This window comes from Yinghuangia seranimata (assembly GCF_029953285.1).
GTDB lineage: Bacteria > Actinomycetota > Actinomycetes > Streptomycetales > Streptomycetaceae > Yinghuangia > Yinghuangia seranimata.
In genome coordinates, this window is the sequence record NZ_JASAOI010000028.1 from 127,462 (window position 1) to 142,799 (window position 15,338).

12 protein-coding genes are annotated in these 15,338 nt (G+C 72.7%); 2 read left to right on the forward strand and 10 right to left on the reverse strand.

The genetic code is table 11. The features are described from left to right. The first annotated feature begins 96 nt into the window (after positions 1-96). Positions 97-624, forward strand: coding sequence for a sigma factor (locus tag QI554_RS18945; RefSeq protein WP_281471247.1), 528 nt, complete (start codon positions 97-99; stop codon positions 622-624). Further along, on the forward strand, positions 621-1,439 hold the full coding sequence (locus QI554_RS18950) for a maleylpyruvate isomerase family mycothiol-dependent enzyme (protein ID WP_281471248.1): 819 nt from the start codon (positions 621-623) through the stop codon (positions 1,437-1,439). Before QI554_RS18945 ends, QI554_RS18950 begins: the two co-directional genes overlap by 4 nt. Before the next feature lie 9 nt (positions 1,440-1,448). Here QI554_RS18950 and QI554_RS18955 read toward each other — a convergent pair whose 3' ends face one another. From QI554_RS18955 to QI554_RS19000, 10 genes are all read right to left on the reverse strand, one after another. Next, positions 1,449-2,690, reverse strand: a complete 1,242-nt coding sequence (locus QI554_RS18955) for a styrene monooxygenase/indole monooxygenase family protein (protein WP_281471325.1) — start codon at positions 2,688-2,690, stop codon at positions 1,449-1,451. A 49-nt stretch (positions 2,691-2,739) separates the two neighbouring features. Continuing rightward, entirely contained in the window at positions 2,740-3,378 is a 639-nt protein-coding gene (locus tag QI554_RS18960; protein WP_425528011.1) for a GTP-binding protein, read from the reverse strand. After that, complete coding sequence (locus QI554_RS18965; RefSeq protein ID WP_281471250.1) at positions 3,359-3,748, reverse strand: DUF742 domain-containing protein; 390 nt, start codon at positions 3,746-3,748, stop codon at positions 3,359-3,361. Before QI554_RS18965 ends, QI554_RS18960 begins: the two co-directional genes overlap by 20 nt. A gap of 5 nt (positions 3,749-3,753) precedes the next feature. Further along, positions 3,754-4,209 (reverse strand): roadblock/LC7 domain-containing protein, encoded by a 456-nt coding sequence (locus QI554_RS18970; RefSeq protein ID WP_281471251.1) that lies wholly within the window; start codon positions 4,207-4,209, stop codon positions 3,754-3,756. After that, positions 4,206-6,068, reverse strand: coding sequence for an ATP-binding protein (locus QI554_RS18975; RefSeq protein ID WP_281471252.1), 1,863 nt, complete (start codon positions 6,066-6,068; stop codon positions 4,206-4,208). Before QI554_RS18975 ends, QI554_RS18970 begins: the two co-directional genes overlap by 4 nt. Positions 6,069-6,346: 278 nt before the next feature. Continuing rightward, on the reverse strand, positions 6,347-7,246 hold the full coding sequence (locus tag QI554_RS18980; RefSeq protein WP_281471253.1) for an ABC transporter permease: 900 nt from the start codon (positions 7,244-7,246) through the stop codon (positions 6,347-6,349). Between the two features lie 2 nt (positions 7,247-7,248). Then, entirely contained in the window at positions 7,249-8,388 is a 1,140-nt protein-coding gene (locus QI554_RS18985) for an ABC transporter ATP-binding protein (RefSeq protein ID WP_281471254.1), read from the reverse strand. Positions 8,389-8,564: 176 nt separating this feature from the next. Then, a complete protein-coding gene (locus QI554_RS18990) occupies positions 8,565-9,716 on the reverse strand; it encodes an AI-2E family transporter (RefSeq protein ID WP_281471256.1) in 1,152 nt (383 codons plus the stop codon). Between the two features lie 76 nt (positions 9,717-9,792). Continuing rightward, on the reverse strand, positions 9,793-10,731 hold the full coding sequence (locus QI554_RS18995) for a coiled-coil domain-containing protein (protein ID WP_281471258.1): 939 nt from the start codon (positions 10,729-10,731) through the stop codon (positions 9,793-9,795). Positions 10,732-10,866: 135 nt separating this feature from the next. After that, positions 10,867-15,156, reverse strand: coding sequence for a hypothetical protein (locus QI554_RS19000; RefSeq protein ID WP_281471259.1), 4,290 nt, complete (start codon positions 15,154-15,156; stop codon positions 10,867-10,869). Positions 15,157-15,338 lie beyond the last annotated feature (182 nt).

Here is a 15,338-nt window from a genome sequence, read left to right on the forward strand (position 1 = left end):
GCGCGCGTACCGTCTGTAGCTGGTCCGGTGTCGGCCGCGATGCCGGTCGCATCTCGGCGTGCGGTAACTCGCGGGCGGGGCAAGGACGGTGGCGCGGTGGGGCTAGCGGAGGGCATCGCGGACCAGGCGGTGCACCGACGGCTCGTGCACGGGGACGAAGCGGTGTTGGGCGAGGTGTACGACGCGCACGCGGCGTGGGTGTACGGCGTGGCGCTCCGCACCGCGGGCGATCCGGCGGTGGCCGAGCAGGTCACCGGTGAGGTGTTCCTGCGCCTGTGGGAACGGCCTTACGACTTCGACCCGTTGTGCGGCAGCCTGCGCACGTGGCTGGCCGTGCGCGCGCACCGGCGTGCGGCGGCGCGCACGGCACGGGTCCGGGTCGTCGGGCGTGGCACCGCCGCTTCAGGCGATGCGGAAGTGCCGTCGACCGCCGAGGTGTTGGCCACGCTGCCCGTCGAGCTGCGGGACGTCGTCGAGCTGGCGTACTTCTGCGGCCTGACGTACCGCCAGGTCGCCGCCGAGCTGTCCATCACCGAACTCGACGCCGCCCAACGGCTCCGGACCGGCCTGCTCATGCTGGGCGAGGGCGGCAAACCCGGCGACGCGACGGAGGTGCGGCTGTGACCCGACCGCCCGAGCACCTCCGTGCGCGCACCCTCGCCGGCCTCGCCCTGTGCCGGACGCCCGCGCCGCCTACCGCCGCGTTCGCCGCGCCGTACGCGCACGCCGTCGCGGGCCTGGACGCGCTGCTGCGGGACCTCACCCGGGCCGAGTGGGCGACGCCCGTCGTGCACGGCTGGGACGTGCACGGCACGGTCGCGCACCTGATGGCCGGCGACGGGCTGCTGTGCGCCGGCGCGGGGACGCCCGAGGCCGTGCACGTGCCGAAGGCGGCTCGCGGCGACTGGGGGGCCCGCACCCGCTACGTCGTCGCCGTCGAGAACGCCCGCTCCCCGCACGCCACATGGGGTTCGTGGCATTCCCAGGCGGCGGCTCTCCTCGACTCCGACGCCGCCCGCCACCACCGGGACATCCACCTGGAGTTCGCCGGACGCCACGTGCTGCTCGCCGACGCGTACCTGGCACGCGGGTTCGAGACCTGGCTCCACACCGACGACATCGGCCGCGCGGTGGGCCGACGCGTTCCCGACCCCGAGCCCGAGACCATGCCGGCCCTCGTCGGCCTCGGCACCGCGACCCTGGCGTGCACCTACCCGACGCCGCCCGCCGCCACCACCCTCACCCTGACCGGCCCGGGCGCCACGACGACGACCCTCGGGACGGGCGTGAGCACGGCCGAAGTCACCATGACCACAGTCGACTTCTGCCGCCTCCTCGGCGGCAACCGCCGCGCCGAGAACCTCACGATCGGCACCGACGGCGACCCCGAGTCCGCGACCTGGCTGCTACAGGCGATCGCCTCCCTGGCGATCCTGTGACTCTGTGACTCAGGCGTCGTTGCCGTCGAGGGTGGTGACGTAGGTGGCGGCCTTGGTGGGGTCGAAGAACCAGTGTTCGAAGTCGGCGGGTTCGTCGAAGCCGTTGGCGAAGCGGTCGGCTATCGGTTGGCGGGACTGGGCCGCGGCGATCAGGTCGAGGACGTGTGGGGGCGGGGGCGAGAGCATGGCGTTGGTCCACTTGGTGGCCGGTGCGACCGAGGACCAGTAGGCCTCGAAGGTCGCTTCCATCCAGGCTCGGTCGAAGGGGCGTTCGCCGCGTTCTTCGATGGCGGAGAGGTAGATGGCCGCGCAGCGGGCGGCGTTGTTGGAGCCCTGGCCGGTGATCGGGTCGTTGGCGACGACGACGTCGGCCACGCCCAGGACCGGGGCGCCGCACTCGAGTTGGGCCACCGGGCGGCGCACCGTTGGTGCGTAGCGGCCGCACAGGGTGGCTCCAGAGTCCGTCAACTCCACGCCGGTGGTGGTGCGTTCGTATTCCCAGGGGACGTATTGGCGCATGAGGGAGAGGGTGAGGTTGAGTCGTCCCTGGGGGGACCGAATGCCCTGGAACACGTCCAGGGGCCCGCCTGGCACTCCTTCGAAGAACAGGATGTCGCACGGGCCGGAGAGGGTGAGCGCTGGGATGACGAACAGCTCGCCCACACCTGGGATCAGGTTGCACTGGACGGCGCCGGTGTCCCGGTCGGGGCGTGGGGCCAGGCCGTGGACGTAGGCGACGGCCAGGGATCGCATCGGGCGTTCGTAGGGGGATCGGAGCGAGTCCCGGTCGAACATCCCGGCCAACGGGCCCTTGCCGGCAGCGAGGAGGACCAGGTCGAAGTTGCCGCCGTACCACTCGATGTCGGAGACGGCGACCGGATGGACCACGAGGCCGCCGCCGCGTGCGACGAACAGGTCGAGCCACTCGGCCATCTTGATCCGTTGGTCGACCGACTGCCCGTACGCGTCGAGTCGCCCCAGCCAGTCCACCGCGCGTGTTCCGTCGGGGCCCGCGACCGAGACCCCGACGCCCTCGACGCGCGGTGCGGTCGCGTCCCACAGGTCCAGTCCGAGCGCGCGTTCGTGGCCCAGCGCCGTGCCGAACATGCACTGCGTCGACATGACGTCCCCGGCGCGGATCTCGTCCGGCGTCCGGTCCGACATGACGGTCACCTCGTACCCGCGCGCCTGCAGGCCCAGCGCGAGTTGGAGGCCGGCCTGGCCGGCGCCGACTATCAGGATCTTGCGCAACACGAACTCGCTTCCGTGGAACCGGGGACTCGCCGACGGGACGGCGCGGCTAGCGCGCGCCCACCATCCGCAGCGCGTGCACGACCACCTGCGCCAGGGCCTCCGCCGAGCTGCGCCGGTTCCGCGCGTCGCACTCGATCAGCGGGGTCTCGGGGCGCAGCGACAGCGCGTCGCGCAGGTCCGACTCCTCGTACATCGGTGAACCGTCGAACATGTTGATCGCCACGACGAACGGCAGGCCGCTGCGCTCGAAGTAGTCGATCGCCGGGAAGCACTCCTCGACGCGCCGCGTGTCGACCATCACGATCGCGCCGACCGCGCCGCGCACCAGGTCGTCCCACATGAACTGGAAGCGCCCCTGGCCCGGCGTGCCGAACAGGTACAGCACCAGGTCCGATTCGAGGGTCACTCGGCCGAAGTCCATGGCGACGGTCGTCGTCGTCTTGTCCGGCAGACCGTCGAGCCGGTCGGTGGACTCGCTCATCACCGTCATGACCGACTCGGTGGTCAGCGGCTCGATCTCGGAGACCGACGCCACCAGCGTCGTCTTCCCGACACCGAAGCCGCCCGACACCACGATCTTCGTCGACGTGATGGGCGGAGTTCCGTCGGACCGCCGTTGGTTCGGCACTGCCAACGGCGGTACGTGGAGCCCGGCGACGCCGGGCTCAGAGCCTGCGTAGTCCACCCAAGAGCCTTTCGAGCAGGGCACGGTCGGGGCGGCCGGTGTCTCCGGCCGTCTGGTAGACGCTGATCCGGCCTTGTGCGGCCAGGTCGCTGATGAGTACACGGACCACGCCCAGCGGCAGGTTCAGGAGCGCGGACACCTCCGCGACCGAGCGCACCCCGCGGCACAGCACGATGATCGCGCGCACCTCCGGCATGTCCCGGCGGCCCGCGTCGAGCGCGGACTCCTCGCCCTGCTCGCAGTCCAGCGTGGTCACAAGGGTCTCGACGAACAGGATGTGACCCGGGGCGGTCCGCCCCTGAGTGAGAGCGTACGGACGCACACGCGCGGAGCGGCTCGCGCTGCCCCGTCCCCCGTCGTCAGCGACCATTGCGGCTACCTCCCTGCTTCGTTGCCAGGCTCGTGGCTCTTGTGCAGCTCGGCGCGCAGCGCCGGGGTGAGGACGTGTCCCGCCCTACGCACGAATGCTGTCATCTGATAGGCGATGACGGCCAGATCACTGGTACCGGAAGCGTGGACGCCGAGGCACGAACCGTCGCTGATGGACATCGCGACGACGTGCCCCTCCGCCATGGTGACGATCTCCTGGCGTACTTCGCCGAGATCCATGACGCGTGCGGCGCCCTGCGCGAGACTCACCAGGCCCGACACGATCGCGCCGAGCCGCTCGCCGCCGGGCGAGGCCGCGCCGTCCGAGCCGCCGTCGCCCGCGGCGGCGAGCAGCAGGCCGTCGGACGATACGAGGACGACCTGGCGTATGCCGGGGACGTCCTGGGCGAGCCCGTCCACCAGCCACTTCACGTGTCCGATGGCGGTGTCCTGTGCGTTCACCGGTTCTCACCTCCGGGTGCCGGTGTGGCGGATGGAGTACTGCCTGCGGAAGGAACGGGAGGGACTGGCTGACCGGCCTCGGACCGGTCGGAGGGTTCCGGCGACGCGACGGCAGCCGCGGTCGGGCCGAGCCGGTCCGGCTCCGCCCCCTCCGCCGCGTCCTGCCGCGCCGCGACGGTGCCCATCTGGAATCCGCTGAGCCTACGCCGCAGTTCCTCGGCGGCGATAGGACCGCTGTCGCGGACGGGGTCGGGAACGGCCGTACCGTGCGGCGGCGTCGCGGAGGGCGGTGCCGGTTCGTCGTCGGGCCGGGTGCGCGGGATGCGCTTGGGCAGACCCTTTTCGGTGACGCCGAGGAGGGATCCGGAGTCGTCCGACTCGGCGATTCCGCTTCCGGGCCGCGGCGCGGACTCCTTGGTGCTTTCGCCCGCGGTGCTTTCGCCCGCGGTGCTTTCGCTCCGCGCGGCCGCGTCGTCCGGCTCCTCGACCGTCGGCGGCGTGGGCGTCGCGACCTGACGCTTGGGCAGGCCCGACGGCAGGGTCACCGGTGCGGTGGAGCCGGAGCTCACCGCGGCCGGGGCGGCGGGCGTGGTGGACGCGGCCGCGGGGCGGTCCGCGGGGTCCGGTATTCGCTCGCCCGTCGGCGTCGGCGTCGGCGTCGCCGTCGGCATGGCCAGGGACCGGATCCGCGCCTCGCGCGGCGGGACCACGCGCGTCGGCGGCGGCGCGGACTGGACGCGGTCCAGGTCGCGTTCGCGGCTGATCTCGGCCGGGGTCGGGCCGGGGCCGTGGAGCAGGCCCGGGGGCAGCATCACGATCGCGGCGAGGCCGCCGTCCTGGCGGGGGCGGAGCTGGACACGCACGCCGTGCCGGACGGCCAGGGCGCCGACCACGAACACGCCGAGGCCGGCCAGGTCGGAGCTGCCCGCCTCGGCGCGGCCGCCCTGGAGCTGGGCGTTCAGTTCGGGGAGCCGGTCGGGGGCGACGCCGAAGCCCTCGTCCTCGACGGTCAGCAGGATCCCGCGGTTCTCCAGCGTGCGTCCGGCGACCGTCACGCGGGTGCTCGGCGGCGAGTACGCCGCGGCGTTCTCCAGGAGCTCGGCGAGCAGGTGGCTGATGTCGTCAGCGGTGTGCCCGGCGAGTTCGGCGCGCGGAATGTGGCCGACGTCGATGCGCTCGTAGTACTCGATCTCCGAGACCGCCGCCCGCACCACGTCGAGCAGCGTGCCCGGCGGCCGGTGTCCGGCGCGGGCGTCGGCGTCCGCGAGGACGAGGACGTTCTCGCTGTTGCGCCGCATGCGGGTGGCGAGGTGGTCGAGCCGGAACAGGTCGTCGAGCCGCTGCGCGTTCTCCTCGGTGTGCTCCAGCTTCTCGATGAGGTCGAGCTGGCGTTCCACGAGGGTGAGGGACCGCATGGAGAGGTTCACGAACGACTCCTGCATGCGTTCGCGCAGCAGGTCGTCCTCGGCGAGCAGCAGTTGCTGGCGCCGGTTGAGCTCGGCGATCTCGGCGTTGAGCCGGTCGCGGTCGTCGGTGAGGCGCAGGGCGGCCTCGTCGCGCCGGGTGATCTCCGCGTCGAGGGCGCGCATGTGGTCGCCGACGAACCGGCGTTGCAGCCAGGCGGAGACGACGCCGATGATCCCCGACGGCACGTAGAACAGCGCCACGATGCCGGCGTGCAGGTTCGACCCGTCGGAGTGCAGGGTGAGGATCGATATGACGGCCGCGGTCAGGCCGAGGACGCCCGCGGCGGTCGCGGTCGCCACCGCCGGGCCGCTGACGGGTGTCAGGTGCCGCCCGAGGCCGACCGGTCCGGCGGGCGTGGGCGCGATCGCCGGCTCAACGGAGGTGTCCGACATGCCGTCTCACCGTCCCGTCGCCTCTGCCGCCCTGATGTCCCCCGACCATCCGCGTCCCCTCCCGAAACATGGCTAGGGATCCTATCCTCACACCATCAAGGCGGATGGTCCTGGTTCCAACAACTCCTTTGGGACTTCCGGCTATACGGACGCGTATGTTCCGCTTTCGCGGTGCGTCCCAGAGCGCCCCAAATACCCACCAAGCAGACACGCCGCGGCCCCGCCCGGCAAACTGCCGGACGGGGCCGCGTGGTTCGTGAGGCGGGCCGCCTCGGGGCTCACACGTCGCGGGACTTCAGCAGCGACGCGCCGACGGCGAGTGCGCCCGCCGCGTAGCAGGCCATCAGCACCATCCCGGGCCATGGCCCCATGCTGCCCTCGCCGTCACCGATCGGCGCGATCATCTTGATCAGCAACATCATCGGCGAGTACTCGATGATCCACTCGCCGGCCTTGCCGGGGATGAACCCGCCGAAGATCATCGGCAGCAGCATGATGCCGAGCACCGTCGTGATGGCGCCCGCCGAGTGCCGCAGGATCGTGCCGACGCCCAGCGAGAACAGGCCGATCAGCGCCAGGTACGTCGCCGAGCCCAGGACGCCGCGCAGCACGTCGGAACTCGACGAGTCCCGCACCACGTCGCGCGACAGCATCGAGTCGCCGATCAGGTAGGCCAGGTAGCACGTCACCAGGCCGACGACGAACATCACCGCGCCGAACACCAGCGCCTTCGCGGCCAGCATGCTCAGCCGCCGCGGGTGCGCGGTGAGCGTCGAGCGGATCATCCCGGTCGTGTACTCCGCCGAGATCGTCAGAACGCCCAGCGTCGCCGCGGCGATCTGCGCGATCATCACGCCGATCAGGGACGTCGACACGCTGGGATCCGGCTTGTCGGGCTTGTGGGACAGCGTGGCGCCGAGCAGCATCGCCATGCCGACGATCAGCACCGCCATGATGATCAGCGACCACATCGTCGAGCGCACCGTGCGGATCTTCGTCCACTCGGACTGCACCATGTGCCCGAAGCCGGCGCCGCCGCCCGCCACCTGCTGCGCGTGCGGCTGCTGCGGCGGGACGGGGGCGTACTGCGGTGCCTGCGGGGCCTGCTGGCCGCCTGGCGCGCCCGGCATGCCCGGCTGCGGGTACGCGGCCTGCGCCGCGGGATTGGGGGAGCCCATCGTCAGGCCTCGCTTCCGTTGACCGGGCCGCCCGCCACGGGGGCCTGCTGCTGGTACGGGTGACCGGGCGCCGCGGGCGCCCAGCCGGGCTGCGGCGCGCCCTGCGGCGGCGGACCCCAACCCTGCGGCGGAGCCCCCTGCGGAGCCCCCCAGCCGGGCTGCGGGGCGCCCCACGGCGCACCGGGAGCCCCCGGACCGCCGGGACCGCCCTGACCGCCCGGCAGTGCCCCGAGCCCGCCCGCGCGGTACTCGACGCTGCTCTGCGTCAGCCGCATGTACGCCTCTTCGAGCGACGCGAAGCGCGGCGACAGCTCGTGCAGCGCGATCCCGTGCTCCGCCGCCATGTCGCCGATCGCGGCCGGCTCGGGCCCGGAGACGCGCAGCGCGCCGCCGTTCGCGGCGTCGGCCGTCACCGTGCCGCCCTTGGCGCGCAGCAGTTCGCCGAGCTTGTCGGCCTGCGGCGAGCGCACCAGCGTGTACGCCGTGGAGTTCTGCTCGATGAACTCGCGCATCGAGGTGTCCGCGATCAACCGGCCCTGGCCGATGACGATCAGGTGGTCGGCGGTCACCTCCATCTCGCTCATGAGGTGGCTGGACACGAACACCGTGCGGCCCTCGGCGGCGAGTGCTTTCATCAGGTTGCGGATCCAGAGGATGCCCTCCGGGTCCAGGCCGTTGACCGGCTCGTCGAACATCAGGATGCCGGGGTCGCCGAGCAGCGCGGACGCGATGCCGAGCCGCTGCCCCATGCCCAGCGAGAAGCCCTTGGTGCGCTTCTTCGCCACCGCCGTGATGCCGACCAGGCCGAGCACCTCGTCGACGCGGCGGCGCGGGATTCCGTTGCTCTGCGCCAGGCACAGCAGGTGGTTGTACGCGCTGCGCCCGCCGTGTACGGCCTTGGCGTCCAGCAGGGCGCCGACCTCGCGCAGCGGGGCCGTGGAGTGGACGTACGGCCGCCCGTTGACCAGCACGTGGCCGGAGGTCGGGGCGTCCAGCCCGAGGACCATGCGCATGGTCGTCGACTTGCCGGCGCCGTTCGGGCCGAGGAAGCCGGTCACCGTGCCCGGTCGGACCTGGAAGGACAGCTGGTCGACGGCCAGCTTCTTCCCGTATCGCTTGGTCAGGCCTTGGGCTTCGATCATCGCGTCCTCAATCGTCCGTCCGGGGTCGGGTGGGGGCGCCGGGTCGGGCGCGTCGCTCACAACCCTAGAGAACGCAGATGATCGTCTCGTGTGTCCGGAGGAGCGTTTCGGCGTCCGCCGCAAGTAGAGGGAGGTCCCTCGCCTACGACCTGAGGACTAGGGGACGACCCTGAGGGTCATGCCTCGTCCTGACGCGGCGCGACGACCTCACGGACGATCAGCAGCACCGCGGCGGCGATCGGGATCGACAGCAGCGCGCCCGTGACGCCCAGCAGCGCGGCGCCGACCAGCGCCGCGATGATGGTCAGCGCGGGCGGGACGTCGACGGCGCGCTTCATGACCTTCGGGTAGATCAGGTAGTTCTCGAACTGCTGGTACGCGACGTAGAAGACGACGCACACCAGCGCCTTCGTCGGCGAGTCGAAGAACGCCACCGCGGACACGACCGCCGCGCCGATGGTCGCGCCGATCATCGGGATCAGGTCGGTGAGCGCCACGATGAGCGCCAGCGGCAGCGCGAACTGCACGTCGATGACCTCGAGGAACACGAACGACGACAGGCCCGCGCAGGTCGCGACGATCAGCATGCCGTTCACATAACCGCCGATGCCGCCGATGATCTCGTCGCCCAGCGCGCGCACCCGCGGCCGCCGCGAGGCGGGGAACAGCCGGTAGATGAAGTCCTTGATGCCGGGCAGCGAGCCGAGGAAGTACAGCGTCAGGCACAGCACGGTGAGCGTGTCGAACACCGAGTTCAGCACCATCTTGCCGAATCCGAGCAGGCCGCCCGCGACGCTTTCGGCGGTATTGGCGTTCGCCGCCGCCTCTTTCGCCTTGTCGATGATGTGGTACTTCTCGTCGAGCCGTTTGAACTGCTCGTTGTGCAGCAGCTCCGTCAGCTTGTCGGGAATGCTGTTGATCAGCGACGTGGTCTGGTCGGCGAGCGGTTGTGCGATCGCGGTGATGAACGCCGCGATCGCCAGAAGGAATCCGATGCCGACGAACGCCACCGCCCAGCGCCGCGCCATTCCGAGGCGCTGGAGCCGTTCCACGAACGGATTCAGGCCGGCGGCGAGGAAGAACGAGATGAGGATCAGGACGATGACGTCCTTGATCCCCGCGAACGCCTGGGCGAGGAACCACGCCGTGATGACGCCGAGTCCGCCCACGAAGCCGACGTAGAACGGCGACGAGCGGCGCAGCGGCCGACCCGGCATGCCGAACCGCGGCGCGGGCACGGTCGTTCCGTCCGCGGCCGACGCCTGCGCGGCGTCCGGCTTCGGGGCCGCGGTGCTGTCGGCGGTGTCCGGGGCGGTGTCTGTGCTCACGGCGTTTGGGCGTCGAATCGTACGAACTACCCCCGAGTCAGTCCGGTCGAGCCGGTCGAACGGGTCGAACGGACGCTCAGCGAGCCTGCTGCGCCGGAACACCCGGCAGCTTGTCGTCGTCGTCGATGCCCGCGCCGGCGGCGGCGACGGCCGCACCGGTGAGCGTCGCCAGCATCTCGCGCACGTTGGTGAGCTGCGCGTTGATGCTGTCGCGGCGGTGCGTCAGCGCGGCGAGCTCACGCTCGGACTCGCTACGGATGCGGTCCGCCTTGGCACGCGCGTCCGCGACGATGTCGTCCGCCTGGCGCTGCGCGGTCTCGATCGTCTGACGCGACCGGCGCTCCGCGTCGGTGCGCAGCTTCTCGGCCTCGAGGCGCAGCTGCTCGGCGCGGTGCTCGACCTCGGACAGGCGCTTCTCGGCCTTGGCCTGACGGGCCGCCAGGTCACGCTCGGACTGCTCGCGGCGCTTCGCCAGGTTGGTCTCGAAGTCCGCGGCGGCCTGGGCGGCCTTGGCGCGCGTCTCCTCGAAGAGGGCGTCCGCCTCCTCGCGCTTGGTCGCGGCGTCCTTCGACGCGTCCGCGCGCAGCTGGTTCGCGTCGGTCTTCGCCTTGTCGAGGATCCGGCTGCCCTCGTCCTCGGCCTTGGCCTTGCGCTCCTTGCTGTACTGCTCGGCCTCGGCACGCACCTGCTGCGCGGCCGCCTCGGCCAGTTCGCGGTGCTGGTCCGCCGCGCGGCGGGCCTCCTCGCGCAGGTCCTTGGCCTCTTCCTCGGCAAGGCGCAGGATCTTCTCGACGCGGGCGCCCAGGCCCGCATAGGACGGCTCGGCGTCGGCGAGCTGGGCCTGCACGTTCTGGCTCTCGAGGTGCAGTTCCTCGATGCGCTTCTCCAAGGCGGAGATGCGGGCCAACGCGCTGTCCCGGTCAGAGACGAGCTTCGTGATGCGATCGTCGACCTGCGAACGCTCGTACCCTCGGCGGACGAGATCGAAGCCGTGCGGAGAGTTTGTGTCGCTCATGGGGTTCCTGTCGTATGACCGGTGCTGTGGATGAGGTGACGGGTGGAATCCTGGCACGAAACAGACGGCTCATCGACCCGGGCCGGGGAGAACAACCGCTATTCATCCCTCAATCGGGTGGTCGATATCGCGTGGTCAATCGGGTGATGCCGTAGGCGCTTCCCCGCGGGCGCGGGGCGCCGAGCCGCCGCCCTTTCCGGACGACGAACCCGCCGGTGCCGCCAAGGCGTCCAAAACGCCCTGCACACGCGCCATTTCGGTGGCGATGTCCTTGCGGCGGCGGTTGAGTTCGTCCAACTTGCGCTGACCCTCGGCCCGTGACCGCTCGGCCTCCCGGCGCGCCTCGCCGCGAAGCCGGTCCGCCTCCCTCCGCGCGTCGTCCAGGATCCTGTCCGCGTCCGTCGCGGTCTTCCGGCGGACGGCCTGGGCCTCGCGCTGTGCGGCGGCGATCTGTTCGGCCACCTTCGCGCGCAGGTCGTCGGCGCCCTTCTGAGCGTCCGCGAGCCGCTGCTCCGCTTCGGAAAGCAGCGCCTCGGCCTTCTTCACCGCGGCGATACGTACCCTATCGGCCTCGGAGCTCGCCTTGTCACGGATCCGGTCGGCTTCGTCGGCCGCCTCGGCCTTCAGCTTCTCGCCCTCGGCGACCGCCTTCGTGCGGCTCTCCTCCGCGGCCTCCACCAGCGCGTCCACCCGCTTGCCCGCGGACTGGAGGCTCTCGGCGGCCTGCTTGCGCGCCGCCTCGACGGTGTCCTCGGCCTCCTTGTCGGCGCGTTCGCGCGTCGCCGAAGTGTCGCGCCGGGTCTCGGCGATCATCTTGTCGCTGTCGGCGCGGGCCTTCTCTATCACCGCGGCGGCCTCGGCGCGCAGCCGCGCGTCCTCCGCCTCGGCGTCCGCGATGGTCTTCGCGGCCGTCTCCGACGCCGTCTTGAGCTGGTGCTCGGCCTTCCGCTCGGCCTGCGCGACCAGTTCGGTGACGTGGCCCTTCGTCTTGACCAGCGTCTCCTCGGCCTCGTCGACCGCCTTGTCGAGGGTCGCCTTGGCCTTCTCGCGCATCGACGTCGACTCCGCCTCGGCGGACTTGAGCATCGTGGTCGCCTCGTCGCGGCCGGCGGTGCGCACCCGTTCGGCCTCGCGCTCCGAGTCGGACCTGAGCCGCTCGGAGTGCTTGCGCGCGGCCGTCACGGTCGCGTCGGCCTCGGCGCGGGCGCGGACCAGGTGGGTCTGCGCCTCGTCGCGCGAGGCGGCCAACTCCCGTTCGGCCTCGGTGCGGAGCCGTGCCATCGCCTCGTGCGCCGCGTCCTCTATCCCGACGACGGCCTGGCGCACCGTCTCCGCCTCGCCCTTGGCCTCGCGCACGAGACGGGCGGCCTCGTCCTCCGCCTTGCGCAGCTTGCCCTGCGCGTTCTCGATGAGGTCGCGGCCCTTGACCTCGGCGGTTTCCAGGAGTTCGCGGGCGCGGGCCTGCGTGCGGTCGCGCAGCTCGACGACCTCGAGGCGGGCCTCCTCGAGCGCCTGCCGTGCGGTCTCCCGGACTTCGGCGGCGGCGCGCTCGGCGTCCGCGACCAGGCGCGCGCCGGACGCCTCGGCGTCCTCGCGCGTCGTGCGGGCCGCGGCCTCGGTCTCGGCGCGCAGGTCGGCGGCGTCGCGGCGGGCCTCGTTGCGGATGCCCTCGCCCTCGCCGCGCGCGTCGCCGAGGATCTCCTCGGCCTCGGCGCGGGTCTTGGCGAGCAGGTCCTCCGCGCTGCGGGCCGCCGACTCGGTGCGCTTGGCGGCGTCCTCGCGGGCCTGCGCGAGCAGCGTCTCCGCGTCGGTACGCGCGGTCTTCAGCGCCGTGGCGGCCTCTTCGCGCGCGGTCTCCGCCTCGGTGCGCAGCTCGGTCGCGCGGGCCTCGGCCGCGCGCATGAGCTCCTCGGCGGAGCGGGCCGCGGTCTCGGTGCTCTTCGCGGCGTCCGCCCGTGCGGTGGCGAGGAGTTCCTCGGCCTCGGCGTGCGAGCGGCCGGCCGACTCGGCGGCCTGCTGGGTGACGCGCTCGGCGTCCGCCTTGGCCTTGGCGAGGAGTTCGGCGGCGGCGGTCTCGGCCTCGGCGCGCAGCTGGGCGGCGGCCTCGGCGGACTCGGTGGCCAGTGTCTCGGCCTCGGCGCGGGCGCGCTCCAAACGCTCGGCGGACTCGGCCTGTTGGCGCTGCGTCAGATCGCGCAGCCGGGCGGTGTCGGCGACCGCCTTCTCGCGCAGCTTCCCCGATTCGGCCCGCGCCCGTTCGAGGATGTCCTCCGCCTCGGCCTCGGCGCGCGCCTTGACCTCGTCGGTGTGCGTCTTCGCCTCTTCGAGCAGACGCTTGCCGCTCTCGCGGGTGCGGGCCTCGACCGCCTCGGCGTCGGTCTGGGCGCGGGCGCGCAGTTCGTCGGCTTCGGCGCGGGCCTCGGCGGTCACCCGCTCGGCCTCCGCGCGGGCCTTGGCGAGGAGTTCGTCGGCGGCGCCGGCGGCGGTCTCCATCCGCTCGGCGGCGGCGGTCTCCGCGTCGGCCAGCATCTGCGCGGCTTCGGCGGCCAGCTGCTCGGCCTTCGCGGTGGCCTTGGCGACCAGTTCCTCGGCTGCCGCGGTGGACGCCGCGAGGTTCTCGGCGGCGGCGGCTTCCGTCTCGGCGGACTGCCGTTCGGCGTTCTCGCGCAGCTCCGCGGCGGCGGCCTCGGCCTTCGCGACGAGCTCCTCGGCGACGGCGCCCGCGGTGGCGACCAGCTCCTCCGCCTCGGTGCGCGCCTCCGCCACCCGGGCGTCGGCCTCGGCGGACATCCGCTCGGCGGCCTCGCGCTGCTCCTCTATCGCCGCGCGGACCTCGGCGTGCATGCCGAGTGCCTTCTCGTGCGCCTCGGCCGCCTCGGCGAGCGCGGCGTCGCGCTGCGCCTCGGCCTCGGCGACGGTCTCGGTGCGCAGCCGCTCGGCGTCGGCGTCCGCCTCGGTGCGGATCCGCGCGACGTCCTCGGCGGTCTCCGTGCGCAGCCGCGCGACCTCCTGGGAGGTCTCCTCGCGCAGCCGCTCCGCCTCGGCGGCGGCCCGCTCGGCCAGAGCGACAGCCTCGGCGCGGGCGGCCTCCAGCAGCTCGGCGACCTCTGCGCGGACCTGCACGGCGTGCTCGTCGGCCTCGGCCCGGACCTGCGCCGCGTGCTCGGACGCCTCGCCGCGCACCCGCCCGTCGTGCTCGTCGGCCTCGGCCCGCACCCGGGCCGCGTGCTCGTCGGCCTCCGCGCGGACCTGGGCGGCGTGCTCGTCGGCTTCGCCGCGTACCCGCTCGGCGTGGTCGTCCGCCTCGCCGCGGACCCGCTCGTCCAGCTCGGTCGCGGCGGTGCGGGCCTTGCTCAGCAGTTCCTCGGCGGCGGTGCTCGCGGCTTCGAGGCGGCTGGCGGCGTCGCTGCCGGCGACCTCGAGCAGCGCCTCGGCCTCGGCCCTGAGGCGCTCGGCCTCCGCCTGGTGGCGCTCGGCCTCGGCGGCGGCCTCGGCGCGCAGCCGGGCGACCTCGGCCTGCGTCTCGGCGAGCAGTTTGGCGGTGCCCGCGGACGCGCCCTCGGCGACCTCGGCGGCCTGCCCGGTGACCCGCTCGGCCTCGGCCGCAGCCTGCCCCTTGAGGCGGTGCGCGTCGGCGGCGGCCTCGGCGCGGATCCGGTCGGCCTCGGCGCGCGCGTCGACGACCAGCGCCTCGGCCTGGTGCCGGGTTCCGGACTTGATCTGTTCGACCTGTTCGCCGACCGACTCGGCGCGCTCCTGCGCGACGGCGAGCATGCGGTCGGCCTCGGCCTGTGCGCGGGCCAAGATGGTGTCGGCCTCGGCGCGGGCGCCCTGCGCTGCCCCGGAGGCCTGCTCGCGGGCGGCGAGGGCCTGCGCGGACGCGTCGGCGAGCAGCCGCTCGGCCTCGGCCCGCGCGGACTCGACCAGCTGTCGGGCGCGCTCGTCGGCCTGCTGGCGGACCTGGTCGGCCCACGCGACGTTCTCGCTGACGCGCGCCTCGGTGGCCTGGCGGGCGTGCGCGAGCTCCTCTTCGAGGCGTCGGCGGCGGTTGGCGATCTCGGCCTGCCACTCGGCCTCGTGCTGGGCGGAGCGCTGCGCGGCCTCCTGCATGACGCGCTGCGTGTGGGCGCGCGACTCCGCGAGCTCGCGCTCGGCGTCCGCGCGAACCTGCTCGGCCTGGAGCTGGGCCTGGCGGAGCATCTGCTCGGCCTGCCCGCCGATACTGCCGAACTGCGGGGTGGCGAGCTGCCGTCTGAGGTCATGCAGCTTCGCGCGAAGCACCTCGACCTGATAACCGAGGTCCTCCGCGTGCGCGACACTCTCCTCGCGCTCAGTTCGCAGCCGCTTCATCTCGGCTTCGATCTGGCCGAGGCCGTCGTCAACCTCGTAGCGGTCGTAGCCCCGCACTGTGGGGTCCCACTCCATCCCCTGGCCGCGTCCTCACCAGTGCCGTCACCGTATCCGAACCGCATCCGCAGCGGATCCGGCAGGGCCCTAATGGTGTCAGATCCCGGGAAAGCTTAGTGCCGCGTCAGGCAACGAATTCCCTGACGCGGCACCAGCTGACTCTGAGTCAGCACCCGGTCACGGTGTCACCGGGTCCTCCG

What these genes read in the sequence shown, in the direction of transcription:
- QI554_RS18965 (WP_281471250.1), bottom strand. Translation starts at nt 3,748, where the DNA reads ATGGTCGCTGACGACGGGGGACGGGGCAGCGCGAGCCGCTCCGCGCGT.
- QI554_RS18975 (WP_281471252.1), bottom strand. Translation starts at nt 6,068, where the DNA reads ATGTCGGACACCTCCGTTGAGCCGGCGATCGCGCCCACGCCCGCCGGA.
- QI554_RS18980 (WP_281471253.1), bottom strand. Translation starts at nt 7,246, where the DNA reads ATGGGCTCCCCCAATCCCGCGGCGCAGGCCGCGTACCCGCAGCCGGGC.
- QI554_RS18985 (WP_281471254.1), bottom strand. Translation starts at nt 8,388, where the DNA reads ATGATCGAAGCCCAAGGCCTGACCAAGCGATACGGGAAGAAGCTGGCC.
- QI554_RS18995 (WP_281471258.1), bottom strand. Translation starts at nt 10,731, where the DNA reads ATGAGCGACACAAACTCTCCGCACGGCTTCGATCTCGTCCGCCGAGGG.
- QI554_RS19000 (WP_281471259.1), bottom strand. Translation starts at nt 15,156, where the DNA reads ATGGAGTGGGACCCCACAGTGCGGGGCTACGACCGCTACGAGGTTGAC.